The organism is Bradyrhizobium sp. BRP19, assembly GCF_020194195.1.
Classification (GTDB): Bacteria; Pseudomonadota; Alphaproteobacteria; order Rhizobiales; family Xanthobacteraceae; genus Bradyrhizobium; species Bradyrhizobium yuanmingense.
In genome coordinates, this window is the sequence record NZ_JADYVZ010000006.1 from 267,121 (window position 1) to 291,937 (window position 24,817).

The window sequence follows — 24,817 nt, forward strand, 5'->3', positions numbered from 1 at the left end:
ACATGCGGCAAGCTCAGGCAATGCCGACATCATCATTTGATGGATTATGCGTCGGGCTAACCGGACCCGACAAGGAGCACAAGCTGGACCTTCGACGGGCAGCCGGCCATGCGGAGAATCAAGCTCCGGAAGGCCCGCTGTCGCAAATCTGAAACAGGGCCGACGAGCACTTTCCGGCTCTTCACCCAAACCGCCAGAACAGAGACCGCAGAGCCCCCATGCGGCGAGGAGAGGTATTTAGTAACCTCTTCTCACTGATTCGGGACTCGCAATCGTGTTCGGAACACCCTAAATGGCCAACCCGGGTCCAAAGAGACCCCTTGGAACAAAAATCACAACAGCGGCATTGATCGACAACAGGACAGGGCTAAGGCGTAAGACCATGATGGATCAGCAGAATCTCGGGACGATACGGCCCGCTTCAGCCGATCCTGCAGCCATTGCCCTAGCCAAGGCCCTCGGACAATGGCCGAAACCGACCGGTTTCAGGCGCCCGAGCCCCAAGAAGACCTACGACGCGGCGCCTGCGGCGACGGTCGAGGCCCTCGCCAAGGAGCTCGGCTTGCGGCTCGGCGACCAGAACGAGCTGACCATCCGTCGTATCAGGCGCGGCAAGGGCTATTCCTTCGTCCGCCCCAACGGTGCGCATATCCGCGACGCCCGCACCATCCGGCGGCTGCATTCCATGGCGGTGCCGCCGGCCTATCGCGAGGTGCGCTACTCCGCCGACCCGAACTCGCATCTGCAGGCCGTCGGCCGCGATGCCGCGGGCCGGCTGCAATACCGCTATCACGCCGACTGGGAGAAGGTCCGCGAGCAGCGCAAGGCGCATCGCCTGGCAAAGCTCGTCGGCGCGCTGCCGAAAATCCGGCGCAAGGTCTCGGCGTTCCTGTCAGGGGACGAGCCGACGCGCGAGTTCGCGCTCTCGGCCGTGATCGAGCTGATCGCGCGCACCGCGATCCGCCCCGGCAATGAATCCTACGCCCGCCTCAACGGCACCCGCGGCGCGACCACGCTGCTGAAGTCCAACGTCACGCTGGAAGACGATTGTTTCGTGCTGACCTTCAAGGCCAAGGGCGGTAAGGCGGTGCGCAAGGAGTGCGACGCCGCCAAGCTGGTGCGCGCCATCGGCATTTTGCAGAGCGTTCCCGGCAAGCGCATGTTCCAGTATCGCGATGCCTCCGGCATCGTGCGCGCGGTCAGCACCACCCAGGTGAACGCGTTTCTGCGCGAGATCGCCGGCATCAAGATTTCCCTGAAGGATTTCCGCACGCTGATGGCGTCCGCCGTCGTGGTGGAATCGCTGTCGCGGATCACGCCGGCGAGCAGCCAGCGCGGCCGCAAGAAGCAGGTGCTGGATGCGATCCGCGCCGCCGCCGACCAGCTCTCCAACACGCCGGCGATCTGCCGCAAGAGCTACGTCCACGACACCATCGTCACCGCCTTCGAGGAGGGCATCCTCGAGCGCTTCGCCGCGACCATGACGGGTCAGCGCTCGCAGGCCAGGCGCGAGCAGTTGCTGGCGCAGGTGGTGGCGACGGCAGCAGTGTAATGAAGCGCCGCTCTCGTAAGGTGGGCAAAGCGAAGCGTGCCCACCATTTGCCCATGGTGACGGGTGGTGGGCACGGCGCGAAGAGCGCCTTTGCCCAACCTACGAGAGCTACTTATTATCTGACACACCTATGTCAGGACCGGGATCGCCGCCTGCGGCTGCGATCGTGAGCCGCTTAAGGTAGTGCGCCCAACCCGTTGCATGAGCGGCCGCCTGCGCTTCGTTCGGCAGGCCGCTATGGGTCATGCGCAGCAGCGTGCCGCCGTCCTGCTCGATCAGGTCGATCTCGATCAGGCTCGAGCCGGGCGGCACTTCCTGACCACCCTCCCAGCCGAACGTATAGGCCAGACGATGCACCGGCACGACCTCGCGGAACGCGCCGCGGGCGGCGGCGCCGTCCGGGCTGACGCCCTTGAGCAGGTAGAGCCCGCCGGGATAAGGCTCCGTGGTTGCGTCGGAGCCCATCCAGCTCAGGATCTTTTCGGGGTCGGTGAGGTAGGCGAAGACAGTGGCGCGCGGGGCCGCGATCTGGGTCTCGCGTCGCACTATGAAGGGTTCGGGCATCGGCAATCATCCCTGGTCTGACGATGGGACATGGCGGCGGCCCTGCCGCTCCGTCAAGGATTGCCCGTGGCAAAGACGGCCCTGTTTCGCCATGATCGCCTCATGCAGCTCTCCCCGACCCTCGCCTGGCTCCTCGACGCGGCCTCGGATTGTCGCGGGGCCGACCACCTGCTCGCGGAGCTCGGCGCGCATCTGGCCGCCGATGGCGTGCCGCTCGCGGCAGGCGCCCTGACGCTGGAGGTGCCGCATCCGCTGATCGCGAAGCGGACCTGGCTGTGGCGTGCCGACAGCGGCCAGGTGATCGAAGCGCTCGGCTTCGCGCCGGGCGGCCTCGCGCCCGATCCACCCGACGACGCCGGCCGCCGTTGGCTGCGCGATATCGCCGGCGGCGATGTGCATGAAGATGTCGCCGGACGGCCCGATGGCCCGCTGCTCGGCTGGATCGGGCCGCGTCCGTTCACGGCGGATGAGATCGAGCAATTGCGTCAGGCCGCGCGTTTCGCCGCAACGCCGCTGGCCGTGCTCGCCGCGCGCGCCACCTTGCGGGCAACGCTCGATGCATACCTTGGCACGCGCAGCGCGGAGCGGGTACTGGCGGCGCCTCTGCGCCGCGATCTCGGCGAGACCATCCAGGCCGCACTGCTCTATGCGGATTTGCGCAATTTCACGACCCTATCGGAGACGACACCGCCGGCCGATGTCATTGCGGCGCTCGATGCCTGGTTCGATCGCATCGCCGGCGCGGTTCACGCCTTCGGCGGCGAGGTGCTGAAATTCATTGGCGACGGCGTGCTCGCGATCTTTCCGGTGCTCGAGGCGTCCCCGCGCCGCGCCTGTGACGCTGCTTTGCGCGCGGCAAGCGCAGCCGAAGCCGGGATGGCGTACCTCAACAAGGAGCGCCGCGCGCAAGGGCTGCCGCCTTTGTCGTTTGGCGCCGCGCTCCATCTCGGCGAGATGCTCTGGGGCAATATCGGCGCCGCGAACCGGCTCGACTTCACCGCGATCGGTCCCGCCGTCAACCTCGCCAGCCGTCTGGAGGGATTGTGCAAGCCGCTGGGCCGAACGGTGCTGGTGTCGGGCGCGCTCGCCGCCGAGACGGAGATGCCGCTGGTCGCGCTCGGGTCGCACTCGCTGCGCGGCATTGCCGCGCCGTGCGAGGTGTTTGCGCTGGCGGAGTCGCAAGCCCGGATATCGTAGCCCGGATGGAGCGAAGCGTAATCCGGGATCGGGCTTCAATCGAGACTTTCCCGGATTGCGCTGCGCTCCATCCGGGCTACGAAACGACGTAACTACATCCCGCCCATCTTGCAGACGAGCTTCCACTCCTCTGCCGTCACCGGCTGCACGGAGAGGCGCGAATATTTCACCAGCGCCATATCCGCGAGCTTCTTCTCCGCCTTGATCGCGGCCATCGTCACCGGCGTCTTCAGGGGCTTGTCGGCCTTGATGTCGACGCAGACGAATTTGCCGGTCTTGTCGGTTGGATCGGGATAGGCCTCCTTGATGATCTCGGCGATGCCGACGATCTCCTTGCCCTCGTTGGAATGATAGAAGAACGCCTTGTCGCCCTTCTTCATGCTCACGAGGTTCTGACGGGCGGTGAAATTGCGCACGCCGGTCCAGGCCTCGCCCTTGGCGCCCTTCGCAACCTGCTGGTCCCAGGACCACACCGACGGTTCGGATTTCACGAGCCAGTACGCCATGCTTATTCCTCTGCCTTGAAGGGGCGCGTCATCAGCGCCGAGATCGCGGCATCGATCGTGCTTTTGCCGCTCAGGATCGATGCGACCGCCTCAGATACCGGCAACTCGATGTTTTGCGAAGCGGCGAGCTCGATCAGCACGGGGGCGGTGAACTCGCCCTCGGCGAGCTTGCCGGCGGGAGGCTGCTCGCCGCGGCCGAGCGCGAGGCCGAGCGCGAAGTTGCGCGATTGCGGGCTCGAGCAGGTCAGAATGAGATCACCGAGGCCCGACAGGCCGGTGAGCGTCTCGCTGCGTGCGCCGAGCGCACGGCCGAGGCGCGTCAGCTCGGCAAAGCCGCGGGTCGTGAGCGCCGCCTGCGCGGAGGCGCCAAGCTCGCGCCCGACCGCAATGCCGACCGCGATCGCCAGCACATTCTTGGCGGCGCCACCGATCTCGACGCCGCGAATGTCGGTGGAGTGATAGGGGCGGAATGTCGGCGAGCCCAGCGCCTGTACCAGGCTGCTGGCGAGCGCCTCATCGCCTGCCGCCAGGGTCACTGCCGTCGGCAGGCCGCGTGCGACATCGTCGGCAAAGCTCGGCCCCGACAGGATCGCCGGCTGCGCGTGCGGCGCGGCCTCGGCGATCACGTCGGTCATGAACTTATGGGTGCCGTGCTCGATACCCTTGGCGCAGGCGACGATCGGCACCGCCTTCTTGATGTGCGAGGCCAGCATGTTGACCGCGCCGCGCAAATGTTGCGCCGGCGTTGCGATCAGCAGCATGTCCGCACGCGCGGCGAGCGCCAGATCGCTCGTCACGACGAGCTCAGGCACGATCCGAATCCCGGGCAGCCGCGGATTGTCGCGCGTCGATGCGATCCGCGCGGCGTGCTCGGCATTGCGTGCCCACAGCGTCACGTTTCGCCCTGCTCGCGCCGCCACCGTCGCCAGCGCCGTACCCCAGGCGCCCGCGCCGATCACTGCGACGGATTGGAGAGCGGTCATCCCTAGAATCCCGCCCGAGTCTTGCCGTAGCCCGCGGGCGCGGTCGCGTTGGCATCGAGCAGCCAGCGTGCGCGCGGCTGCGCGTCCATCGTGTCGGTCAGGCCAAGCGCCAGGCGCTCGGCGCCGGCCCAGGCGATCATGGCGCCGTTGTCGGTGCACAGCGCGGGCGGTGGCATGATCAGCTGCGTCCCGGCCTGCTTCGCGACATCGTCAAGCGCGCCGCGGATCGCCTGATTGGCGGCAACGCCGCCGGCGGCGACCAGCGCGCGCGGTGCGCCGAACTGCTCGCGGAAAAGCTTCAGGCCGACGCTCAGCCGGTCGGCCGTTGAATCGAGCACGGCGGCCTGGAAGCTCGCGCAGAGATCGCTGATGTCCTGCGGCGTGAGCTCGGCCAGCCGGCTCGCTTCGGTGCGCACCGCCGTCTTCAGTCCCGACAGCGAGAAATTGGCATCGGGGCGCCCCTGCATCGGCCGGGGAAACGCAAAGCGCGTGGCATCGCCACCTGCCGCCGCGCGCTCGACCTGCGGGCCGCCGGGATAGGGCAGGGCCAGCATCTTCGCGACCTTGTCGAAGGCCTCGCCGATGGCGTCGTCAACCGTGGTGCCAAGCCGCACATATTGGCCGACACCGGTGACCGCGACGATCTGGGTATGGCCGCCGGAGGCGAGGAAGAGGCAATAGGGAAATTCGATGCCGTCGGTGAGACGCGGCGTCAACGCATGCGCTTCGAGATGGTTCACCGCGACCAGCGGCGTGTCGTGCACCATCGCGATCGCCTTCGCGGTGGTGAGCCCAACGATGACGCCGCCGATCAGCCCGGGCCCCGCGGCCGCCGCGACGCCGTCGAGCTGAGCATAATCGATGCCGGCCTCGTTCATGGCGCGGTCGATGATCCCATCGAGCACGTCGACATGCGCGCGCGCGGCGATCTCCGGCACCACGCCGCCGAAGCGGGCATGCTCCTCGATCTGCGACCGCACGATGTTGGACAGGATCTTGCCCTTGCCGTCGGCCGCGTGTTCGATCACGGCCGCGGCGGTCTCGTCGCAGGTGGTTTCGATGCCCAGCACCAGCATTGGCGAATTGTTATCCAATTTGCGCCCTTGCGCTCATCCATAAAGCAGAGTTCTGGTACGTCCGGTAGCATCCCGGGGTCGGCTTGCGCAATCGTCACGCGCAGCGGTTCTGGTCAATGCGTCACCGCCACATGGTCCGGGAACAGCAGCGATGTCCATTCTTGTCACACGGCCGCATCCCGACAATGCGGCGACGGCGGACAATCTGCGTACGCGCGGGCATACGGTACTGCTTGCGCCGGCGCTCAAGCTCGAGCCGGTCGCCTTCCAAGGCGAGAGCGAAGTTTCTTATGATGCCGTTCTCGTCACCTCGGCCAACGCGATTCGCGCCATAGCGCCGCAATTGCCGGACCTCGGTCTGCTGGTGCTGCCATTGTTCGCGGTCGGCGAACATACGGCTGCAGCGGCGCGAGAGGCTGGTTTTGCCGAGGTGATCGTCGCCGGGGGCGACGCCGCGTCCTTGCGCGACAAGGTGATGCAGAGCGCGTGCGACAAGGTGTTGAAGAAAAACAGCACGCTGCTGTATCTGGCGGGCGCGGATCTGTCGCGCGATCTTGGCGGCGAGCTCGGCGCGGGAGGTTTCCGCGTGGTGACGCAGACGACCTACCGCATGGCGCCGGTGAAGCATCTGCCGCGCGAGGTGTGCGAGGGCTTTGCCGCCCACGGGATCGAGGCGGTGCTGCACTACTCCCGGCGCAGCGCACGTGCGTTCCTCGATGCGGCGCGGGACGAAGGTGTCGAAATTTCGGCGCTGGCGATCCCGCATTGCTGCCTGTCCGAGACCGTTGCGGGCGTGCTGCGCGATGCCGGCGCGTCACAGGTTCTGGTGGCCGCAACGCCGGACGAAACTGCCTTATTCGACACCTTGGAGCGTGCGTTGCGGACCCGTTTGGCGTAAAGGTCGGGCCGAATCCGACGCAATCTAATCCATCCCTGGTATGGAAGTGTGAGGAACCGTCACGATGGCCGACGACAAGCCTGAAGACGCTGGATTGGCGCCCGATCCGGGTCGTGCCAAGCGCACCCCGCCCACCATCGACCTCGAGGCGACGGAAGTCTCGACCCAGCCGCAGCAGGTCGCGGGCGAGCCCGAGGCATCCGAGCATGTCGCGCAGGAGCAGGTCAGGGTGGAAGAGCCCGGCTCGGAACAGGTCAAGGCCGAGCCTCAGTCCGAATCGGCAGAGCAGCAGACGTCCGCGGCGGCGCCTGTATCGGCGCCGATTTCGCCCTGGGTCGTCGCGCCGTTCTCCGGCGTTGCCGCGGCTGCGGTCGTGATCGCAGTCGGCTGGATGCTGGGCTGGCCCGCGGTGCAGGCCCCGCCGGCCGCGCCGCAGGTCACCAGTGCGACCGTCGATGCGCTGAGCGGACGCGTTGCCGCGGTCGAAGCCAGGGCCGCGAGGCCGGCGGCCGATCCGGCCCAAGTCGCGCGGATCGACGCGTTGGAGAAAGCGGCGAGCGCACTGCGCGGCGACATCGCCAATTTGCGCGCACAGTTCGATAAGACGGCGAGCGCGCTGAACGACGCGAAATCCGCGTCGCCGAGTGCCGCGCCCGATCTTGCCGCGCTCATCGACCGCATCGCTCAGCTCGAGCGCGCCAGCAAGACCGAGCGGGCCGAGCTTGCGCAGCAGGGCGAGAAGATCGCCGAGGCCAAGACGATGGACGACAAGCCGCTCCGCTATGTGGTGGCGGCGTCCCTGCTCGACGTTGCCGTTCGCCACGGCGATCCCTATCAATCGCAATTGGCGGCGGCGCGGTCGCTGGCGACCAAGCCCGATATGCTCAAGCCGCTCGAGGCGTTTGCATCGTCCGGCATCCCGACATCGGCGGCGCTGAGCCGCGAGCTCCTCAATATCGTGCCGAAGCTGTCGCCGCCGGCTGAAGCTCCGTCGAGCGAGGCCGGCATTGTCGAGCGGCTCCAGGCCGGCGCGTCAAAGCTCGTGCGGATCGAGCGCACCGATGGCGTCGGCAACGATCGCGGCGCCATCGTGACGCGCGTCACGGCGGCGGCGCTCCGTAGCGATTTCGCCGAAGCGCGGCGCGAGCTGAAGACGCTGCCCGAGGCTGATCGTGCTCCGGCGCAGGCCTGGCTCGACAAAGCCGACGCCCGCGACGCCGCGCTCGCCGCGTCCCGCAAATTCGCCGACGATGCCATGGCGGATCTCGCCAAATCTACTCAATAAGATTCGCGCAACAATCGGCGCGTATAGGGATCGCCATGCTTCGCATCGTCCTCTTTCTCGTCTTGATCGCACTGGCGGCGGCCGGCGCGGCCTGGGTCGCCGACCAGTCCGGCGACCTCGTCCTGACCGCGGGCAGCTTCCGCATCTCGACGACGCTGCCGAGGTTCGTGTTCTTGCTCGGCCTTTTCGCCGCTTCCGTCGTGCTGGTCTGGAGTATCCTGACGACGATCTGGCGCATGCCGGGGCGCTTGCGCCGACGCCGTCATGACAAGCGCCATGCCCGCGGCCGTCATGCCATCACCCATGGCCTGCTCGCGATCGGCCACGGCGATTCCGCGCTCGCGCGCCGGCACGCCGAGACGGCGCGGCGGCATGCACCGAACGATCCGCTCGCACTGCTTTTGCACGCGCAGTCGGCGCAGCTCGAAGGCAATCGCGACGAGGCGCAACGCGTCTTCCGCGCCATGGCCGAACGCGAGGACACGCGGCTGCTCGGCCTGCGCGGTCTCTTCATCGAGGCGCAGCGCGCCGATGATGCGGTCGGCGCCGTGATGATTGCGGAGGAAGCGATCAAGCTGTCGCCGTCCGCGACCTGGGCCTCGCACGCGGTGCTCGGCTTCCGCTGCGCGCGCGGCGACTGGAGCGGCGCGCTCGCGATCCTCGATTCGAATCTGTCCGCGGGCCTGATCGACAAGCAGACCTATCGCCGGCAGCGCGGTGTGCTGCTCGCCGCGCGTGCGCTGGAGCTGGAAACGATGGACCGCGACGTCGCGCGCGAGAGCGTGCTGGAGGCGGTCAAGCTCGCGCCGACCCTGGTGCCGGCGGCCGTGCTCGCGGCAAAATTCGAGAGCGAGGCGCATCAGGTGCGCCGCGCCATGAAGCTGGTGGAAGCCGCCTGGCTCTCCAATCCGCATCCCGATCTCGCGGACGCCTATGCGCATGTGAAGCTCGGCGATTCCGCATGGCACCGCTTGCAGCGGGTAGAAACTCTCGCCGCGAAGACCCCCGCCGACAAGCCCGGTTATGTCGAAGGGCAGCTCGCGATCGCGCGTGCTGCGATCGAGGCCTCCGAGTTCGCCCGCGCGCGCGAGGTGCTCGCGCCTTATCTCAAGGATCCGACCCAGCGCGTCGCGCTGCTGATGGCCGAGATCGAGCGCACAGAGCATGGTGACGGCGGCCGCGCCCGCGCCTGGACCTTGCGCGCGGTGCGCGCCCGGCTCGATCCCGCCTGGACCGCGGACGGCTATGTCAGCGACCGCTGGCGTCCGGTCTCCCCGGTCACCGGCCGCCTCGATGCGTTCCAGTGGCAGGCGCCGGTCGCGAGCCTGCCCTCGGACAAGGGCCCCACGCTCGAATCCTCGGCCTTCGAGGAAGCCATGCTGGCCGCTCCGCCGCCGAAGCGGGTGACCGCCGCTCCCAGCGAAGCCGCGGTGGAACCGCCGGAGGTGGCCCCGCTGCCGGCACCGGCCGCGCAGGACAATTCACCCCCTCAGGCCAAGGACGCCGCGAAGGAGGCTACCAAGGAAGTGGCCAAGGAGACTGGGGAGCAAACTGCGAAGGTCGACGAGCCGGTCGTCACGCCCGCCGAGCCGGCGAATCCGGCTCCGGCGCCCGCCGAATCATCGCCGCCGGCGCCGACGCCGGTCTTCCGGACCCGCGCCGACCTCAGCAAGCCCGCCTCGGCGCCGACTCAGACCGTCATCCCGATCGTCCGCGCACCGGACGATCCCGGGATCGACGACGACGGCCCAAGCGACGAATTTACGGAACAAATCGGCACGCCCAAAGCCCAAGCGGGCGGCTGGCGCGGATTCTGGTCCCGCTGGGGCGCGTGAGCGGTATTTCGCCTCCCGCTTGTCCTTGCCAATTCGGGCCATGCCCGATATCAGGGGCGCGCGTATCGGGGCCGGCATTGCTTTGGTCCCGGCAGGTTCGCCGCAATAGCTCAGTCGGTAGAGCACGTCATTCGTAATGACGGGGTCGGGGGTTCGAATCCCTCTTGCGGCACCAGCACTTAGCAGCTTTTTTCTGCCTTCGTTAACTGCCTCGGGTAAGTTCGGGGTAAGCAGCGATCTCCATTTGGTTTGGCAGGTCGAATGTTGTCCCGTGAGAATGCGGGTAAGCCTTCAATCTGCATTCGCTTCGCCGCAGAGCAGGGTGCGGTACGGATTCTTCGCATGCGGCTTCGACTCAAAAGCGAAGGGGCCGCCCATCGCTGGGCGGCCCCTCAGCGCTCTAGGAAAGCGCTTTAATAATCGCAGCGATGCCAAACAAACATGCCGCCACGTTCACACGAATGACGATCCTGACGGATCGTCTGTTGAGTATCATGGGATTCCAACATTTTGTGCGTGGAGCCCCCATCAGTTTGTGAGCCGGATCAGTAGAGCCTGATTCGATCCCCGTGTCATCTCCGCAGTCTGCTAAGCGCTCGCCCGCAAACATCAGAAGTTGTACGAAGGCTGCTCGGTGATTCAGGCAGTGGGGGCCGCATGCGCCGGCACAGCGATATCTTTCCCTTAGTTCTCTTTGGCGGACTCATGAGCCTCGCCGGCTTGGGCAAATCCGTCTACGAAGACGCCGTGAAGGCCTGGATACTGAGCCGTCTCACGCAGTGGGGGTACGGCACCGAAGCCGCTACAGTAATGAGCGGGTTCATTGAGCTGGCGCCCGCCTTTGGCGTTGCCGCTGCTATCATCGTGGTCTTGTACTGGTACATCAAAAAAGAATTCGAAGCCGCTTATCTTGTCTTCGATCGCAAATTGCACCGGCCGGCTGGCGAGGATGGCTTCTATCAGGCCTGCCTCGTGGTCAGAAACACGAGTCCGACAGAAAAGCTCCTCAACTGCCGGTGCGAGATAGTCGAGTTGAGGGATCACGAAGGCGAACTGGTCGAGACGCACATCGGACTGCGCACCAAGAATCAGGCGGGAAAAGCGGTCCAAGGGCGCTTCAACCTTGATCAAGGGGCGGAGAAAGAAATTCCGCTCTTCGATATAAACCAGTCGAGTGATGATGAGACGTTGGGCGTAATCAACGCCGATGGTCGAGAACTCAAGCTACCTTATGGCATCTACACCGCGAAGATTCGGGCCTATGGCGACCGGGGGATAGCCGACGAACTTACCGTCAGTCTGAATACCAGCAATTGCGACTTCATCGTTTGTTCTAAGCCATCAATCTTGCACCGCGGAGTCGAGCGCTAGCCATGGCGGAAATATCAGCGGAGATACAACTTCGACCCACGCGCATTGGCTTCCTCGTGCGGCCAACCGACTTAGCGTCGGTTAGAAAGATAATGCGAATCTCAGCATGTCTATGGGGTGGCATGTACAATCCCATCATCCCTGTGTTCGATCGGCCGCCGAAGGAATGGAAGCGCGAAATTCATGATCGCTCGAAAGGTCCCGCGATAGCGAAAGGCTATGCCCGTTTCTTCGAACCAGATGTCTATGTTGAAGCTGAACCGGGCCTTATTGAAAAGGCAAATCTTGCCACACTGCGGCAAGAACACGCAACATTTTCGCCTCTAGTAATCACCCTTGATGAACTGCAGGAAAAGAGAGACGGACGGGATTGGTCAGAGCTGCTTGTTGGCTTGAACATTCGCGAAGTACTGTTCCACATATACCGAACTGAGCAGAAATTTCTCCTTCGCGAACAACAAGAGAGTTTCTTAGTGAAACCACAGCGTGGGAATGCGCTGTCCGAATCCATGTTCGGTGTCTACCCCGCCAGTCCCGACCTTGATTATATCCGACGAGCTTTCATGGATGTGTACCAACCGGAAAGCGTTGACGCCTCGCCTGATACATGGCGTCGCGTATACCGAAAGGGTGCACAGACTCCCCTGTGGGCAACCCGCCATAGTCTTCAGACCACCCGCTATTGGCATCACGATGTGGTGGTGTTCATCTTCAATCCTGCTCGCGCAACGGACTGTATCGATTTGTGGAACATGAGATTGGAGCCTCATCCTGTTGTTCCGATACCCCTCGATTGGTTCGATAGGCTGACAGATGATGTTTATGACCTGCTGAAGTTAGAGCACCGACCTGTCGTAGGGAATCCCAATGGTGTCATGCATCGCGCCACCATCGAATTTGGGCGCTCCATCGAGAAGCCAGATGCTGAGGCTACACTAAAGAAGCTTAAGCCGGGGCTCCCTCCCGGAGCCGTCTCCGTGAAATACTGGCGCAATCCGGTGTGGGTCGAGCACCGCGATGACCGAATCTATCGCGATAGCCGATTGAAGGTTGTCGCGAAGGAGCGGCGTGCCGACTTGGTGGTAAAGGAGGACCGAGACCAACTTCGAACAACATTCGAACCGCTAGAGCCGGAATTTGCTGAGCGCTATGGCGGACACCATCATCGATGGGTGAATGTACTGCGCCTTTCAAGCTACGGGAATGCGAACATCGCTTGGGCTCTGCCTTTTAATACGTTTGATCGCTCATGGCCTCGCCTTGGCATGGGGACCGACCACGTCTCCATTGGCGGCGAGGGTTGGGCATTTACGCAGCAGTTCAAAAATCTGAGTCAATCAGTTTCGCTTCTGCGACCCGATGAGGCGATTGTCGGATGGTTCAAGCAGAATGGAATTGAAGCCAAGCTTTCCGAACCCGGCCATATTGCGAAACAAATGCTTGAACACTTGGGGGGCCTTTGGGGAGTTGGCATTCTGGCCGATGTCGAGACGTTGGCGCTGCTCAATAGAATGGCGGGTGGTCACCGACGCAATGCGCCAATCAAAGACTGGACGGACCTGATATCGCGGCGGAGAATGAAGCATCCCTACGCGGCAGACTTGGAGACTTTTACAAAGCACAACGTGATTCGACTAGGGCTTGAGACCGAGTGCTTCCATTGCAAAGCGAAGAACTGGAGCGGTCTAACGGGAGTTGATTATCGGATCGTGTGTGAGCGCTGCCTGAAGCCATATGATTTTCCGCAGGCAAACATCAAAGCGCACAATCGAAACTGGGCCTATCGTGTGGTCGGTCCCTTCTCTGTGCCCGACTTCGGGCGAGGGTCTTACAGTGCTCTGCTCGCCCTGCGCGTGCTCAGCACCATCAGACCAAGCTCGGATCGCCTGACGTTCGCGACTGCCATGGATCTTGAGTTTGACGGCGTGAAACGAGAGGCCGACTTCGTCGCATGGTACACGGATGAGCGAGCAAACGATTTACGTCGCCCGCCACAATTTATCATCGGAGAAGCCAAATCCACCGGCAAGGGTGACCTAATTACATCCGCAGAACTAAACAAACTTAAGGAGATCGCAGCGAAATTGCCCGAGGCAGTTATTGTCATAGCGGTGTTGCGCGACCATTTCACGCATACTGAGCAGGCGCTACTAGAAAAATTTGTCACGTGGGGGCGGCGTGTGAATCCCTTTGGCGAACCAACAAATCCAGTGCTCCTGCTAACTTCTCACGAATTGACGGTGGATCATTGGTTATCCTCAACGTGGAAAGCTCTTGGCGGGGAACATGCAAAGTTCGCCGACTATCAGAACATGCGCACCTTGTTCGATTTGGCGGACGCGACCCAGCGCATCTACCTTGGTATGCCCGGTTTTCATGAGACCAGACAGAAATATTGGGATGCTCGGATTAAGCGGCTAGCCGACAAGCGTAAAGCTACACAATCGGCCACGCTCACGACGGCGAGCAAATAGGCTGGCGCTGGCGCTAGCCGTGAGTTTGGAAGTCTTGATTCACGAACGGTCCGCATTTCGCTTCGATCTCTGAACGGAACGCACGGAGCAGCGTTGTGACACGTTCGGGTTCTTTAACCCCCGAACTTTTATGGTCCCAAATGTCGGACCGTGCTTGCAGGACTAAATCCCACTCCTCGGTACCCGCCTTTGGGTCAGGGATATCGATCAGCATTTCGCAGGCCAACTGGATAAGGTGACGCGCTCGATGTAGCTTGTTCATCGTCGCCTCTGTTTCGGGTCCAAAGACTGCCATGATCTTCGGCTGTAACTTTAAGACGCGGTCGAAGAAATCATTGTGGCGACCGAACCGATTTATCAAGGCATACGATGTTCGAGAGCGGTCGATTTGCTCTTTGCTCATCCCGTCTGTCGGCATATCCGCCCATTCGTATTCACGAACAAGCCGCCGCCGTATGTCGTCGAAGACCATAGTCGACTCGTAAGCGAGAGTAAGAGCTTCGAACGCGACTTCAAGCTTTCGCTCATGCACTTTCTCCCGCTGCCACTTATCAAAGGTGCGCAAGCCTAGAAACGAAATGATGCCGGACATGCCGAGTCCGACAATAGCCAATAGCTGAGTCCAGCCGAATGCCCAAGGATCACTCATCAAATTCTCCGTTCTCGAATCGTGCAACATTCTCTCACGGGCTCGTTCGACGCCAAGGTCCTTTATTAACGTCCCGCGCGCGGCGGGCTGAGCCACGTTGGGCGGTGCGGCCTTTGATAGAAAACATGGCCACCTTCCAACCTGTCCATGAATCGCGCGAGCCTAAGTCGGCGCGGGCAATCCTCCAGGTCTCGAACTAGAATCTCGCCTTCTGCGTCGAGCTGCGCTTCATCGCAATGCCGCCGCTTGAAGTCGAGTCGCCTGCACCGATTGCTACAGAACTTGCGCTGCCCGTCGTGTAGCGCCGTGTCGCACACTACGCAGTTAGGAAATCGAACGGGTGGAGTGCAGCCCTTTCGCCATTGCGCGTGGCATATTGCGCCCACCTCTGTTGCCGGCGTACGGCGCCGAGGCAATTCTCAGAGCAATACTTCCGATGCGCGTGATCCAATGCGAACGGCTCGCCACAATGCGCGCAGGCACGAATCCTCATCGCTGGGTCGCCTTTAGCGCCTTATCCAAAAGGCGGCGGACGATCTCTGAATCGGACGGCCGGAAAGGCGGCGGACCGGACAGCTTGCGGATGGCTTTCACCTGATCACGACGCAATCGTACGCTGATGCGTTCAGAGCCCGTGCCGAGCTTCGGCCTTTCAAGCGGCTTGCGGGACATTGTTCTGCTCCAATGTTTGCATGATCCCGACCACAATCTCAGCGGCATGTTCCGGGTCGTGCTTAGAAATAAGCTTGCAGAGCATTGCGCTCGCATCGAAGGCATCAGGCGCCCCGACTAGATCACCGCGAGCGATGCCGAACGTGGTGCAGAACGCTTTCTTAGTCATCGTCATGTCGGGAGACTCCTTTACAGCCATGGAAAAAGGGAACGCCGGTCAAACAACCGGCTCGCGCGTGGTCGTGGCTGATCAAAGCTAGGCCGATATCTCGGAAGTCGCTCTTTGCCCGACTCGATGTCGTCGAAGGATTGGACCAAGCTATTGTAGACGCCCGGTACCACGCGGCGGACGTCGGCGCTTGCGCAGTAGCCCCGCCACGCAACGACATGACGCGCGGCGTCGACTCCGAACTTCGCGGCGAATTCGTTGTAGCGGTTGAACAGGTCTGCGCGCGTGGTCATCGTCCCGTCCCTTCAGTGGTTGGACGAAACTACCAGCGCGAGCGCCAATCTCAAAAGTAACAAACACTCGCGCGTCGCGGAGAGCGACATTACGAATAGAGTCGAAGAACGGAGACCCGACTTACCCATTACCTAGGGAATTATTTTTTCTATGACGTCCGATCGTGTCCTGCGCTCCGTTCTTGCCCTCATAGCTCTTTTCGGGCTGGAAGTACCTTAAGAAATTTCTTAACTATGATGACGACTTCGATCGAGAAACAATTTCTCTTATAAGAAACATTTCTCGACAAACGCGGGCGGGGCGACAAGCCGCGTTGTCGAGAGCGTCGCACATATTGATTGCGCAATTGAGCGGACGATTGGCGTGCTATGTTTTATGTAGCAAGTGATTGAGCTTAAGAAACAAAGCCAGTTTTCAACGCGATCTCCCGATAAGCCAAGATCAACGTGGTTTGCTTGCCTTCGGGCGGGATGCATTGGTTAAGCACAATCATTGTCCTGTGCGCCTGCACACGCTCGGAGGCGATGCCACTGATGCTGCGCATAGCCGCGGAGACGTGGATAGATGGGGCGCCGCCGGGTAGGTAGGGGTGGGGCCTTTTCCCAGCGAGCGGAGACAAGCACGAAAAATTCGGGGTTGTCTCCGACTTCAGCCCTTTATTTGCAGTGTTTTCGTGATTCCGGGGTGTAGCGGAGACAAGGACTCAAAATCGGGGTTGTCTCCGACTTTAGCCTATAACTAAAGGGGTTTTCGTGCATCGGAGACAAGGAGACAACCACTTCTCACTATTTAGCATGTACAGATTCCAATGAGAGAGATGGAATCATATAGGAGGGAGGGGAGTGATTCTTATATAGGGTTTGACCGAGTGCTTGTCTCCTTGTCTCCGAATCGCAAAAACCCCTGTTTTTATAGGCTAAAGTCGGAGACAACCCCCACTTTCGCCCTTGTCTCCGATACCGGGCAAAACGCACAAAAACCCTATAAATAAAGGGGTGAAGTCGGAGACAACCCCTTTTGTCTCCGGGGTCTATTCGTCCAAGTCGGGACACGCTTCCCGGAATGCCTCGATCGCACTCAGCGGGCTTGTCGTCTTCCATCGTGCGTGATCGCGGACCGCATACAGTTGGTAGGCCTTCATGCCGTTTCGACCGTGCGTGTAGCGCTTGAGCTTTTGCGCCTTGATCTGATCCAAGAATCGTAGGGCGATGCTGTTAGCGCCGCGCCTGCCGCCGGGCGTCTCCTCGATTCGGGCGACAATGTCAGCCACGCGGACAAGATCGAAGTGAAAGGGCGCGCGCCGTTCCTCGAACATGTCGCCGAGCTTAATCAGTTCGTCGGACTTCGCCCGTTGCTCCATCTCGCGCTTTGCGGCCGTCGAGGGCGCCTTGCCCTTGGGATTCAGTGCGATGAAGCGATTCATAAGGTAGTGCATCACCGCCGCCACCTTGTCGTCATCGGCAATGTTGGTGAACAGCGACTCATAGTAGTCGGCCGGCCTGGCTTCCACGTTCGAGAACAGGATAAGCCATCGCCGATCGTCGTTTGTGATAGGCAGAGCGTCCTTGAAATTGGTCATGCCGAAGATGTTCATATGATTCGGAATCGAAAACGTGTTCCCGAACTTCTTTTCAATTCTCAGCGAGTCTTCGGTGATGGGCGCTTTCAGGCGGTTCAACACCACAGCGCTGCCGCCGGCCATCAGTTCGTTGATGATCGCGAGTTGTGCGCTTTCCTGCCAACCGGTCCAATGCTTGGTCACTTCGTCGTTCGAGGGCTCCACGCAGTTCCGCTTGCCAATGATCTTTCGCAGCACCATCGCAAGCGCGCCCTTGCCGACACCCTGCGCGCTTTGAATGAGTAGCGCGAAATGAATCTTCACTTCGGGATGCTGGATCAGTTGAGCCATGTAGTCGAGCACATAACCGCGAGACGTTCGATCGGGAAACATAAAGGCGACGTGGTCCAAGAACCATTGGTGGTCGCCCTTCTTCGGGATCATCGCGGACGGGCGCCAAGTGTTGAACGCTGGCGCGCCTTCATAGGTCACGACAGGGTCTGCATTGGGAATGTAGACCTGCCTGTCGTACTTCCGCAGCGGAATCTTGCCGCGCTTGATGTCAGTGATGACGTCGCCCTTGCGCGATAGGTAGCCATACTGCATCGCGAACTGATCTTTATTCCACGTCTGCAGGCCGTCATTGTGAACGAACTGCATCGAGTCCGTGATGAATTGCCATTCGTCGAGCACGGCGAATTTGGATGGCTCAGGCGCGACCCCATCGTCGGGAACATCAAACATCGAATATGCTTCTGACAGCTTGGCGGGTGTGTCGAAGTCCAGGTCGTCTTCGCCGCCATAGTCGAAGTCCGGGTCATCTTCGAAGTCGTCTTCGGTGACGCTGCCCGCGACGGTGTGGGCGCTCGCGCCGGCATCGCGCAAGAACTTGTTCAGCGTGCGGAAGGTGACGCCGTCGTTCTTCTCGGCGTGCAATGAGTCCCAACGCTTGCCGATGATATAGGCGTCTTTCGCATAGGCCGGGTCTTGGGTGGACCACTCGACAAATTCACTGCGCGCTTCGCCTGCCGACGCGTGGTGACAGGCTTGCATGATCTGCAACCATTTGCCGTGATCGCTGAAGTCTTCGGCGTCGAGATTAGAAAGCGCTTCGGCGATCTTGTCGGGCGTGTACTGTCCGCCGCCTGTGACGCCGCTGCGCGCTGGCCGTTCGATCGCCTTCAGAAGACGACGCGGCGCGGGCGGCAGTTCGGCGGAGATGGGCGGGTGTGAGTCATCCCACCTATACGGCGTTCCGTTGGGGTGGATCGAACCGGCCGCTACGACCTGCCGGCCCTTGGTCTTGAACTCGACGCCGTTATACTCTTCGCTGTCGAGCGTGTCCCGGATAAGCAGGTCTTCGGGCTTCGACATGTAGAGATGCACGCCGCCGCTGCCGGTGATGACCTTGGGATACTTAGAGTCATCAATGCCAAGATCGGCGCACAACTGAAGCCATCCTTCATCGCCGCCGTTGCGCGGGTCGATATCGACGACCAACTGAGTCGCCTTGAGACGGATGCCGCCGTTCCTCTCTTCTTCGAGACAGCGGGCTTTCACGGCCTTGGAGTCGTACCGCTTAGTCGTCCATTGTGCGTGCAGCGGCGCCTTGCCTACCTCTTTGGTCTTGCCGTTGGGGTATGTCTTCTTAGCCTTGGGCCTGTGCAGCGGGATGAACTCGAAGGCGCGTGTATCGTACCCAATGAAGGGCTTGGGCTTTGTTCCTTTGCGCTTATGAGCGCTATCGTTCATACTCATTGCCTTGCTCCACGCATGCTTATCACTAGCCCCGACCGCGTTCGCAGCGCGGCCGGGGTTTTCGTTTGAGTCGCTGGGGAGCGCGTCTGTTAGCTTCGTCCTACTTCGCCTTGCGCGCGGCGTCGCGCCTCCGCTTCCATGCGAGCAAGTCGGCACGCTGATAGAAATTCGCCAGTCCGATTTTGAACGGAGCCGGCGCCTTCGGGTCCCGTTGCATATGCTTCCGGAACGAATCCACGGTCGGGCAGCCGGCCACGACGTGAGCTTCGGCGGTGGGCACGACATCAGAAAGGGAAAGCGTCTTCATCGTCCTTGTCCTATTGTACGGCCATGTGGCCATGGTTGCTTTTAAAAGTCAAAGTAACATATGATGCTCATCAGCTGATCTCATCGTTCTCAATGGCCGTAGCCATGCGCGAGACTAGCGTTTTCCGATCTTCGGCATCGTTCACGCAGAAGGGCCATTCGCTAGCCGCCTCCAAGAGATACCCAGCCCCAAGCTCCGGCGCGAGCCGCCACACCTTGTGCTGGGTGTAAGACCCTTGACCGTAGAGCGCCCGCATTCTCCGGAGCATCGCGGCCTTGAAGTCCCGAGTCACGGCGTCACCCCTTCGGCTAAGATGTCTTGCAGAATGTCCTGCGCCACGTCCTCGATCTGGCGCTCGATACTGTCAATAAGCTCTTCGGCCTTTCGTTCGCGTTCTTCGGCGTCCATCTCATCGATTGTGATGCGCAATAAGGCCAATTCAAATTCGCAGCGAGATTCGAACCTTCCCAGCCAGAGTCGCGCATAACGGTTCGCCGCCGCGAGACGGGCCTGCGGAATGCCGCGCCAACTGCCGTAAGGCGAGCCGTAATGCTTCGCGATGTTCTCGCGGTTCGCTTCGAGCGCCTGCGTGTGATAGTCCATCTGCGCTTCGAATGCCGATCGATAATCGTCGGGTACATGCCGCGCGGTGCCGTCCGGGCTATGCCATCGCACAGCCAGATATTCTTTCCGCGCGTCGTTCAGCACAAACTTGGGCGTGGTAGCGAGGTCGCTCGCGTGCCCCCATTCCGTATAGTAGTCGAGAGGCATCGAATTCTCGAAGGGGTCGCAGAATTCGCGCCCATCGCCGCGCAGCAGGATGGGCCGCTTCATCAGATCAGCGTTGCCGGCCTGCAAGGCGGCGAAGCTCAAATGTGCAATCCGCTTTTGGGCTTCGATGTCTTCTGCGGTATTGCAAGCGCGCGTCGCGTCGTTTTGCCAAGTGCGGGCGTAGCCACGTTCATAATCGATCCGAGCTTTGCATCGGCGACGGGTGAACGGATTCGCAATGCCGCTAAGCGTGCCATCTTCGGAGCCGAACCGATAGCAAAGATAGCGAGCACGTTGTTTGCCGATCAGAGGCGGCCATTTGGATTCTTCGGACATGATGCACCTTCAATGTTGGCAGCTTGGGGAGCGCTGCACTCTCGCGTTACTCGCTGCGGTTCGCCATCGGCGGATTGTTCCAACGCTCAAAGATGGCGACGGGGTCAAGCTCGCGTGGCGGCTTCGGCTGCTCGCGGCCGTAAGCGGCATTAGCGATCGTCCGCAAGCGCGACTCCGTCTTCGCTTGGCCCCCATCACCGTGGAACGTCAATTGCTCAAGGGTGGCCACCGCCTTCGCGACGTCGGCCTCTGCGACCTTCCTCCACGCGTGCGGGCCTCGTGCACCGTTCGTGTACGGCTGAAGCGCCCTGTCGGCCGCTTCACGGCCTCGCGCGGCGAGGGCGCTAAGATAGGCCCGCTTCAGCGGCGCCATTTCAGTGTTGTCGGTCATGATCATACTTCCCTGTTCGCTCAGAACCCATTTCGAAAACGCCCGGCGGCGCAATCACCATCGTTTCCATACCTGCCCGCGATGTGCGGTCTTCGAAGGTGATTGCGCGCCGTTCGCCTCGCTGCGGCTGGATTCGGATGACCGCAGCTCCCCAACGCACCACGCCACAACAAGAGGATTTTCAACCACAGCACAGTGCGTCAGGTATCGGTTACTCGACGTCCAACAGCGCGAGCGCGTCAGTGGTGCGTGCCGGAACGTACCGTCCTTGATCGATCAGCTTGCGATACCAAAATGCACACTTATAGCGCGCCTCACGCTGTGCTTCGCGCGCCGCTGCCACGGCCTGCTCGCGTTGCATCGGTGTCATTGCGCGTGATTCGTCATGATCGGCCAGGGCCTTCGCGACGAGGGATTCAATCAACAGTTTCTTGATGGCGGGGACCGAGAGCAGAACGGCGGCAACGTTCACGATCTCTTTGCCGGCCAAGAGAGCCATCGGAAACTTCACATGACCTTGCAACGGACGGCCGCGGATGCCGCGCGGGCGCATGTACTTCACGCCTTCGACATTGATAGCGCCGCTGGCGAGATCGTTCACGTCCCTGACGATGCGATCTTCGATTTCCGTGCGAGAGACGGGCTGTAGCCACAGGCCCTCCACTTCGTATTCGAATTGCGCGATTTGGTCACCGCGCAGTTCGTGCATCTCCTCTAACGATTTGCCATCGATCGCCGTGTCCGTCGTGTTCCGATCCTTGAGAGTACCGTGCTGCGCACGAAGCGTTTCGTCGATCTGGTTGAGTCCGACGATATTGTTTAGCGGGTCGGCAGCTTGCGCCTCATACTCAGCTCGAATTCGGCGATCGATGTCGGCGAGTGCGGCTTCGAAGTGAGCGACTCGCTCCGCGTCGATTCGCGGCAGGCGACCATCGGTTTCTTCGCGAAGTCCACGCTGAAGCGGCACCTTCTCGGCGCGTAATTCATCCAGCCTCTGCTGATGCGACTTCGACGCCGCAGTCCTCCGCTCGCCGAGACGCTCGTACGTTCGATAGATTGAATGCGCCTTCGGACCGAGGCGGTCCGCTGGATATCGCGGAAGCTCGATTCCGGCCGGCGGTGCAGATTTGCTGGGCAATGCGGAAGTCATCTGAAAAGCTCCGGGGTTTGTTGATCTCGATGACCAAGGTCTAGGCGAGACGGACGCAGATCGACTACGTCACAAACGCCGTGGGGTGTTTTGGGGTTGGTCGATCAAGGACTTAACTTCGGCGATCATCGCCTCCATGGCCGCTGGGTCGGCTTTGAGGTGCGAGTAAATGGAATTTGCGGCGTTAGTGATCTGGTCGTCCCGATACAAGTTCGCGATGGATGCGGCGATTACTCCGCTGTTCGGCAAAACATGCCGAACCAAGAACGCTTCGCGAGAGGCGGGCGTGTACTTGAATCGATCGCGCAGTACATATGCGTAAACCTGTGCTTTCACGTAGGTCGGAAACATTCGGACCTTCGTTGTGGTCGCGCGCAGACGTACTTTCAGCCAAGGGTCGTTTGCGTGCTCGGCGAGAGACGCAAGCGAGCCCTCGTCGATCAATCGAGTCAGCATCTCATCGGTCCATTGGGGTTCGGTCATGGGCGCACCTTGCGACGCTTCGTCGGTGTGCAGCCTTTTTCGATCATCGCCGTTTCCCAAGCGACGATGTCGGACATGCGCCAATAGCGCGTCGGTGTGCCGAGATAGACCGGTTGCGGAAATTGATCGTCGCGCATGCGACGATGAATCCACATATCGGAGGCGCCATCAAAGCGCCGCTTGATCGTGGCAGACGTGACGTATTCGGCTTCATCGCCGGGGCGAGGAGTGTAGGCCATTGACGCGACTCCATGCGCCGCCCTCGTAGGGCGGTTGCAGTGAAGCGCAACCACGGCCTTACCGGCGTCTAAGCGCCGCCCCGTTCGGTTTCGTCGCTTGCGGTCCGGAAGGCGCCCCCGTGCGCCGTTGTCCGCCTTCCATGTCCGACCTACAAGCGTTGTCAGACATCATCTAACAGTTCTGCACTTTTCTGTCCAAGTAACACTTGTTAGGGACTACTCAGCGGGAGTCCGACAATTCGGAGAACTTCCGCCGACCACGCTTCGAACGCACGAACCTTCTGTTCGTAGAAGTCGTGTTGCAGATACGCGTCATCGTCCACGTGGTTGAGGCAAGCTTCAGCGACTTCGTTGTCAAAGCCCAGACGCTGCATGCGAGTTGAGCCCGTTCGGCGCAAGTCGTGGAGCGTCCAGTTCGGAATCGAGGCTACGTCCGGGTCTTCTGCTTGCGCGATTTCGAGCATGGCAGCGTCGAGCCGCCTTTTTGCCTTCGAGAATCCTGAGAAGGCATTTTCCCCATCGGTGCAGAACAGATACCCGGTGTCGTTTTTTACGGTCGGAATCGCCTTGATGACGTCTAGCATGGCGTCGGTCAGGAAGATTTCGTGTTCGTGGTGATTCTTCGTTCGCTCGGCGGGAATGATCCACGTGCGGCGATTCCCCATATGCAGTTCGCGTTTACGAACGCCAGCGACTTCGTTGCGGCGCGCGAGCGTCAGAATCAGCAAGCGCACAAAATAGCCCATCGGGAACGGCTCTTTGTCGCAAGCAAGCCATAGCCAACGCAATTCGGCGTCTGTCAGCTTGCGCTTCCGTTTGTTGCGCTTCGCCGACTCCAAGCCTTCGCACGGCGATTTTTGGATGCGCCCCTTCGCTACGCACCAATTGAAGAACGACGCCAAGACCCGATGCAGCCGCGCTGCGGCTTGGGGGTGCTTCTTAGCGATGCCGTCCAACAGAGCGGACACGTCCGCCTTGGTGACTTCATCGAGCCGCCGCTTGCCCCATACCGGCTCAAGACGCCGCTCATAGTCCTGCTTGGCTCGCAAGGCTGTGGATGGCCGCCAGCCCTTTTTGCTGCGGCTCTTGGGCTTCGGCGCGTTCGTCCAGTCGGTCCACGCCGTCGAGAACATCGCCCCGTGGTCGATACCGGCGGCGGCCTTGCGCCGGGCCTCCGCCTTCTCGGCGGCCGGATCGGCCCCTTCGGCGATCTTAGTGCGGAACCGGCTGGCGAGCTTCCGAGCGGCGGCCAGTCCAAATTCGTCGCTATAGGGCTCCAGCGTGAGCTTGCGGGGCACGCCTGCCGCTTCGTATCGGAGAACCCATGTCTTGCTGCCGGAGGGCTGCACGACCAGCCCTAGGCCCCGTACGTGGTCCTTACCGGCGTCCCGAAGCTCATAGCGGCCCGCGGGGTCGCCCTTGGCACTGGCCGCGGTCTTGGCCGTCAGCGTCGGCAACGCTCGGGCCGGGCCGCGGGGCTTCTTCTCTACGGTTGCACCTTCGCTCATTCGGAGCCCTACCAACGCGGCCGGGGTAAGCTAGGGGTAAGAAGATCGGCCGGAATAGGGTGTTAGATAGCGTGGGGCGCTCGGCCGCACAACTCAGCAAAAACCCTGTTAGATATGGGGGTTAACGCGGTATTTGCGTTCGAAAGTGTTCGGTGCTGTTTGGACTATATCCGTTATTCGTAATGACGGGGTCGGGGGTTCGAATCCCTCTTGCGGCACCAGCGCCCCGGTTCATCCGACCCCAAGCGCTCCGATGACCAGGCATCAGCCTGCATCAGGGCTCGCTCGGCTGCGTGATCGCGATCACATAATCGCAGACATGGCTCCCCTAACGTCCTGTCACGCCAACACGGGGAGACTTCACATGCGCAAGATCATTCTGATTGCCGCCATGCTGCTGGCTTCGGCCTCCGCCCAGGCAGGCGGCTCCCGCGGTCTGTCGCTCGCCGCGGCAGGCGAACAGACCTCCACTCCGCAAACCACGACATCGGCGAGCACCGTGACGGCGCAGGTGAGCGAAGCCGCGCCGGCCACCGAGGTTCAGAAATATCATGATCGTCCGCCGGCGGTGTCGCTCTCCGCGCCGACAGTGGCGACCACTCCGACGGTCACCACACCGGCGACGGCCTCCGCGCCGGTCACGACGCCCAAGCCCGCCGCCAAGACCACGGCAAAGGCGGACAAGCCGAAGCCCAAGCGCAGCTGGACCGAGCGCCGCATCATCAGCGAGCTGCATCGCCACGGCATCTATTGGTGAGGCGCCGACCTGTACCCTGATCTCGCCGTCATGC

At 61.7% G+C, this 24,817-nt stretch carries 24 protein-coding genes and 1 tRNA gene; 9 read left to right on the plus strand and 16 right to left on the minus strand.

The window, feature by feature from the left end; all coding sequences use genetic code 11:
• Window positions 1-382: 382 nt before the first annotated feature.
• Window positions 383-1,552: a DNA topoisomerase IB gene (locus I6F36_RS21185; protein WP_036024230.1), complete on the plus strand. Its 1,170-nt coding sequence runs from the start codon at window positions 383-385 to the stop codon at window positions 1,550-1,552.
• A gap of 108 nt (window positions 1,553-1,660) precedes the next feature.
• Here I6F36_RS21185 and I6F36_RS21190 read toward each other — a convergent pair whose 3' ends face one another.
• Window positions 1,661-2,116, minus strand: a complete 456-nt coding sequence (locus tag I6F36_RS21190; RefSeq protein WP_036024228.1) for an SRPBCC domain-containing protein — start codon at window positions 2,114-2,116, stop codon at window positions 1,661-1,663.
• 102 nt (window positions 2,117-2,218) lie between these two features.
• On the opposite strand from I6F36_RS21190, the gene I6F36_RS21195 reads away from it, so the two are divergent.
• A complete protein-coding gene (locus tag I6F36_RS21195; protein WP_192893382.1) occupies window positions 2,219-3,313 on the plus strand; it encodes an adenylate/guanylate cyclase domain-containing protein in 1,095 nt (364 codons plus the stop codon).
• A 92-nt stretch (window positions 3,314-3,405) separates the two neighbouring features.
• Here the strand turns inward: I6F36_RS21195 and I6F36_RS21200 are convergent, their stop codons facing one another.
• The 3 genes from I6F36_RS21200 to tsaD are packed head-to-tail and all read right to left on the minus strand — an operon-like array spanning window position 3,406 to window position 5,872.
• On the minus strand, window positions 3,406-3,819 hold the full coding sequence (locus I6F36_RS21200) for an EVE domain-containing protein (RefSeq protein ID WP_036002930.1): 414 nt from the start codon (window positions 3,817-3,819) through the stop codon (window positions 3,406-3,408).
• A 2-nt stretch (window positions 3,820-3,821) separates the two neighbouring features.
• On the minus strand, window positions 3,822-4,802 hold the full coding sequence (locus I6F36_RS21205) for an NAD(P)H-dependent glycerol-3-phosphate dehydrogenase (protein ID WP_109141995.1): 981 nt from the start codon (window positions 4,800-4,802) through the stop codon (window positions 3,822-3,824).
• A 2-nt stretch (window positions 4,803-4,804) separates the two neighbouring features.
• Complete coding sequence (gene tsaD, locus I6F36_RS21210; RefSeq protein ID WP_225142360.1) at window positions 4,805-5,872, minus strand: tRNA (adenosine(37)-N6)-threonylcarbamoyltransferase complex transferase subunit TsaD; 1,068 nt, start codon at window positions 5,870-5,872, stop codon at window positions 4,805-4,807.
• A gap of 157 nt (window positions 5,873-6,029) precedes the next feature.
• Between tsaD and I6F36_RS21215 the strand changes: the two genes are divergently transcribed.
• The 6 genes from I6F36_RS21215 to I6F36_RS21240 all read left to right on the plus strand — a co-directional run bounded on the left by I6F36_RS21215 (window position 6,030) and on the right by I6F36_RS21240 (window position 13,741).
• The gene (locus I6F36_RS21215; protein ID WP_225142327.1) at window positions 6,030-6,776 is read left to right on the plus strand and encodes a uroporphyrinogen-III synthase; all 747 of its coding nucleotides are present in this window, start codon (window positions 6,030-6,032) and stop codon (window positions 6,774-6,776) included.
• A gap of 64 nt (window positions 6,777-6,840) precedes the next feature.
• On the plus strand, window positions 6,841-8,061 hold the full coding sequence (locus tag I6F36_RS21220; RefSeq protein WP_225142328.1) for a COG4223 family protein: 1,221 nt from the start codon (window positions 6,841-6,843) through the stop codon (window positions 8,059-8,061).
• 35 nt (window positions 8,062-8,096) lie between these two features.
• Entirely contained in the window at window positions 8,097-9,896 is a 1,800-nt protein-coding gene (locus I6F36_RS21225; protein ID WP_225142330.1) for a heme biosynthesis protein HemY, read from the plus strand.
• A gap of 99 nt (window positions 9,897-9,995) precedes the next feature.
• Window positions 9,996-10,071 (plus strand) — tRNA-Thr (locus I6F36_RS21230).
• A gap of 530 nt (window positions 10,072-10,601) precedes the next feature.
• Complete coding sequence (locus I6F36_RS21235) at window positions 10,602-11,267, plus strand: hypothetical protein (protein WP_225172072.1); 666 nt, start codon at window positions 10,602-10,604, stop codon at window positions 11,265-11,267.
• 122 nt (window positions 11,268-11,389) lie between these two features.
• Entirely contained in the window at window positions 11,390-13,741 is a 2,352-nt protein-coding gene (locus I6F36_RS21240) for a hypothetical protein (RefSeq protein WP_225172073.1), read from the plus strand.
• Window positions 13,742-13,754: 13 nt separating this feature from the next.
• Here the strand turns inward: I6F36_RS21240 and I6F36_RS21245 are convergent, their stop codons facing one another.
• From I6F36_RS21245 to I6F36_RS21300, 12 genes are all read right to left on the minus strand, one after another.
• Window positions 13,755-14,390, minus strand: coding sequence for a hypothetical protein (locus I6F36_RS21245; protein WP_225172074.1), 636 nt, complete (start codon window positions 14,388-14,390; stop codon window positions 13,755-13,757).
• 489 nt (window positions 14,391-14,879) lie between these two features.
• Window positions 14,880-15,062, minus strand: a complete 183-nt coding sequence (locus I6F36_RS21250) for a hypothetical protein (protein ID WP_225172075.1) — start codon at window positions 15,060-15,062, stop codon at window positions 14,880-14,882.
• Window positions 15,043-15,237 (minus strand): hypothetical protein, encoded by a 195-nt coding sequence (locus I6F36_RS21255; RefSeq protein WP_225172076.1) that lies wholly within the window; start codon window positions 15,235-15,237, stop codon window positions 15,043-15,045. Before I6F36_RS21255 ends, I6F36_RS21250 begins: the two co-directional genes overlap by 20 nt.
• A 14-nt stretch (window positions 15,238-15,251) precedes the next feature.
• Window positions 15,252-15,524, minus strand: a complete 273-nt coding sequence (locus I6F36_RS21260) for a hypothetical protein (protein ID WP_225172077.1) — start codon at window positions 15,522-15,524, stop codon at window positions 15,252-15,254.
• A 1,031-nt stretch (window positions 15,525-16,555) separates the two neighbouring features.
• Window positions 16,556-18,841 (minus strand): bifunctional DNA primase/polymerase, encoded by a 2,286-nt coding sequence (locus I6F36_RS21265; protein WP_225172078.1) that lies wholly within the window; start codon window positions 18,839-18,841, stop codon window positions 16,556-16,558.
• A 100-nt stretch (window positions 18,842-18,941) separates the two neighbouring features.
• Entirely contained in the window at window positions 18,942-19,148 is a 207-nt protein-coding gene (locus I6F36_RS21270; protein WP_225172079.1) for a hypothetical protein, read from the minus strand.
• A 288-nt stretch (window positions 19,149-19,436) separates the two neighbouring features.
• The gene (locus I6F36_RS21275) at window positions 19,437-20,255 is read right to left on the minus strand and encodes a hypothetical protein (RefSeq protein ID WP_225172080.1); all 819 of its coding nucleotides are present in this window, start codon (window positions 20,253-20,255) and stop codon (window positions 19,437-19,439) included.
• A gap of 46 nt (window positions 20,256-20,301) precedes the next feature.
• A complete protein-coding gene (locus tag I6F36_RS21280) occupies window positions 20,302-20,646 on the minus strand; it encodes a hypothetical protein (protein WP_225172081.1) in 345 nt (114 codons plus the stop codon).
• A gap of 211 nt (window positions 20,647-20,857) precedes the next feature.
• Entirely contained in the window at window positions 20,858-21,796 is a 939-nt protein-coding gene (locus I6F36_RS21285; protein ID WP_225172082.1) for a hypothetical protein, read from the minus strand.
• 69 nt (window positions 21,797-21,865) lie between these two features.
• Window positions 21,866-22,279 (minus strand): hypothetical protein, encoded by a 414-nt coding sequence (locus I6F36_RS21290; RefSeq protein ID WP_225172083.1) that lies wholly within the window; start codon window positions 22,277-22,279, stop codon window positions 21,866-21,868.
• Entirely contained in the window at window positions 22,276-22,518 is a 243-nt protein-coding gene (locus I6F36_RS21295; protein WP_225172084.1) for an AlpA family transcriptional regulator, read from the minus strand. The genes I6F36_RS21290 and I6F36_RS21295 overlap by 4 nt, the downstream gene beginning before the upstream one ends.
• Window positions 22,519-22,727: 209 nt before the next feature.
• Window positions 22,728-24,026: a site-specific integrase gene (locus I6F36_RS21300; RefSeq protein WP_225172085.1), complete on the minus strand. Its 1,299-nt coding sequence runs from the start codon at window positions 24,024-24,026 to the stop codon at window positions 22,728-22,730.
• 364 nt (window positions 24,027-24,390) lie between these two features.
• Between I6F36_RS21300 and I6F36_RS21305 the strand changes: the two genes are divergently transcribed.
• Window positions 24,391-24,783, plus strand: coding sequence for a hypothetical protein (locus I6F36_RS21305; RefSeq protein ID WP_036024216.1), 393 nt, complete (start codon window positions 24,391-24,393; stop codon window positions 24,781-24,783).
• The last annotated feature ends 34 nt before the right edge of the window (window positions 24,784-24,817 follow it).

What these genes read in the sequence shown, in the direction of transcription:
- I6F36_RS21185 (WP_036024230.1), top strand. Translation starts at nt 383, where the DNA reads ATGATGGATCAGCAGAATCTCGGGACGATACGGCCCGCTTCAGCCGAT.
- I6F36_RS21190 (WP_036024228.1), bottom strand. Translation starts at nt 2,116, where the DNA reads ATGCCCGAACCCTTCATAGTGCGACGCGAGACCCAGATCGCGGCCCCG.
- I6F36_RS21195 (WP_192893382.1), top strand. Translation starts at nt 2,219, where the DNA reads ATGCAGCTCTCCCCGACCCTCGCCTGGCTCCTCGACGCGGCCTCGGAT.
- I6F36_RS21200 (WP_036002930.1), bottom strand. Translation starts at nt 3,819, where the DNA reads ATGGCGTACTGGCTCGTGAAATCCGAACCGTCGGTGTGGTCCTGGGAC.
- I6F36_RS21205 (WP_109141995.1), bottom strand. Translation starts at nt 4,802, where the DNA reads ATGACCGCTCTCCAATCCGTCGCAGTGATCGGCGCGGGCGCCTGGGGT.
- I6F36_RS21215 (WP_225142327.1), top strand. Translation starts at nt 6,030, where the DNA reads ATGTCCATTCTTGTCACACGGCCGCATCCCGACAATGCGGCGACGGCG.
- I6F36_RS21220 (WP_225142328.1), top strand. Translation starts at nt 6,841, where the DNA reads ATGGCCGACGACAAGCCTGAAGACGCTGGATTGGCGCCCGATCCGGGT.
- I6F36_RS21225 (WP_225142330.1), top strand. Translation starts at nt 8,097, where the DNA reads ATGCTTCGCATCGTCCTCTTTCTCGTCTTGATCGCACTGGCGGCGGCC.
- I6F36_RS21235 (WP_225172072.1), top strand. Translation starts at nt 10,602, where the DNA reads ATGAGCCTCGCCGGCTTGGGCAAATCCGTCTACGAAGACGCCGTGAAG.
- I6F36_RS21240 (WP_225172073.1), top strand. Translation starts at nt 11,390, where the DNA reads ATGTACAATCCCATCATCCCTGTGTTCGATCGGCCGCCGAAGGAATGG.
- I6F36_RS21245 (WP_225172074.1), bottom strand. Translation starts at nt 14,390, where the DNA reads ATGAGTGATCCTTGGGCATTCGGCTGGACTCAGCTATTGGCTATTGTC.
- I6F36_RS21250 (WP_225172075.1), bottom strand. Translation starts at nt 15,062, where the DNA reads ATGTCCCGCAAGCCGCTTGAAAGGCCGAAGCTCGGCACGGGCTCTGAA.
- I6F36_RS21255 (WP_225172076.1), bottom strand. Translation starts at nt 15,237, where the DNA reads ATGACGATGACTAAGAAAGCGTTCTGCACCACGTTCGGCATCGCTCGC.
- I6F36_RS21260 (WP_225172077.1), bottom strand. Translation starts at nt 15,524, where the DNA reads ATGACCACGCGCGCAGACCTGTTCAACCGCTACAACGAATTCGCCGCG.
- I6F36_RS21265 (WP_225172078.1), bottom strand. Translation starts at nt 18,841, where the DNA reads ATGAGTATGAACGATAGCGCTCATAAGCGCAAAGGAACAAAGCCCAAG.
- I6F36_RS21270 (WP_225172079.1), bottom strand. Translation starts at nt 19,148, where the DNA reads ATGAAGACGCTTTCCCTTTCTGATGTCGTGCCCACCGCCGAAGCTCAC.
- I6F36_RS21275 (WP_225172080.1), bottom strand. Translation starts at nt 20,255, where the DNA reads ATGTCCGAAGAATCCAAATGGCCGCCTCTGATCGGCAAACAACGTGCT.
- I6F36_RS21280 (WP_225172081.1), bottom strand. Translation starts at nt 20,646, where the DNA reads ATGACCGACAACACTGAAATGGCGCCGCTGAAGCGGGCCTATCTTAGC.
- I6F36_RS21285 (WP_225172082.1), bottom strand. Translation starts at nt 21,796, where the DNA reads ATGACTTCCGCATTGCCCAGCAAATCTGCACCGCCGGCCGGAATCGAG.
- I6F36_RS21290 (WP_225172083.1), bottom strand. Translation starts at nt 22,279, where the DNA reads ATGACCGAACCCCAATGGACCGATGAGATGCTGACTCGATTGATCGAC.
- I6F36_RS21295 (WP_225172084.1), bottom strand. Translation starts at nt 22,518, where the DNA reads ATGGCCTACACTCCTCGCCCCGGCGATGAAGCCGAATACGTCACGTCT.
- I6F36_RS21300 (WP_225172085.1), bottom strand. Translation starts at nt 24,026, where the DNA reads ATGAGCGAAGGTGCAACCGTAGAGAAGAAGCCCCGCGGCCCGGCCCGA.
- I6F36_RS21305 (WP_036024216.1), top strand. Translation starts at nt 24,391, where the DNA reads ATGCGCAAGATCATTCTGATTGCCGCCATGCTGCTGGCTTCGGCCTCC.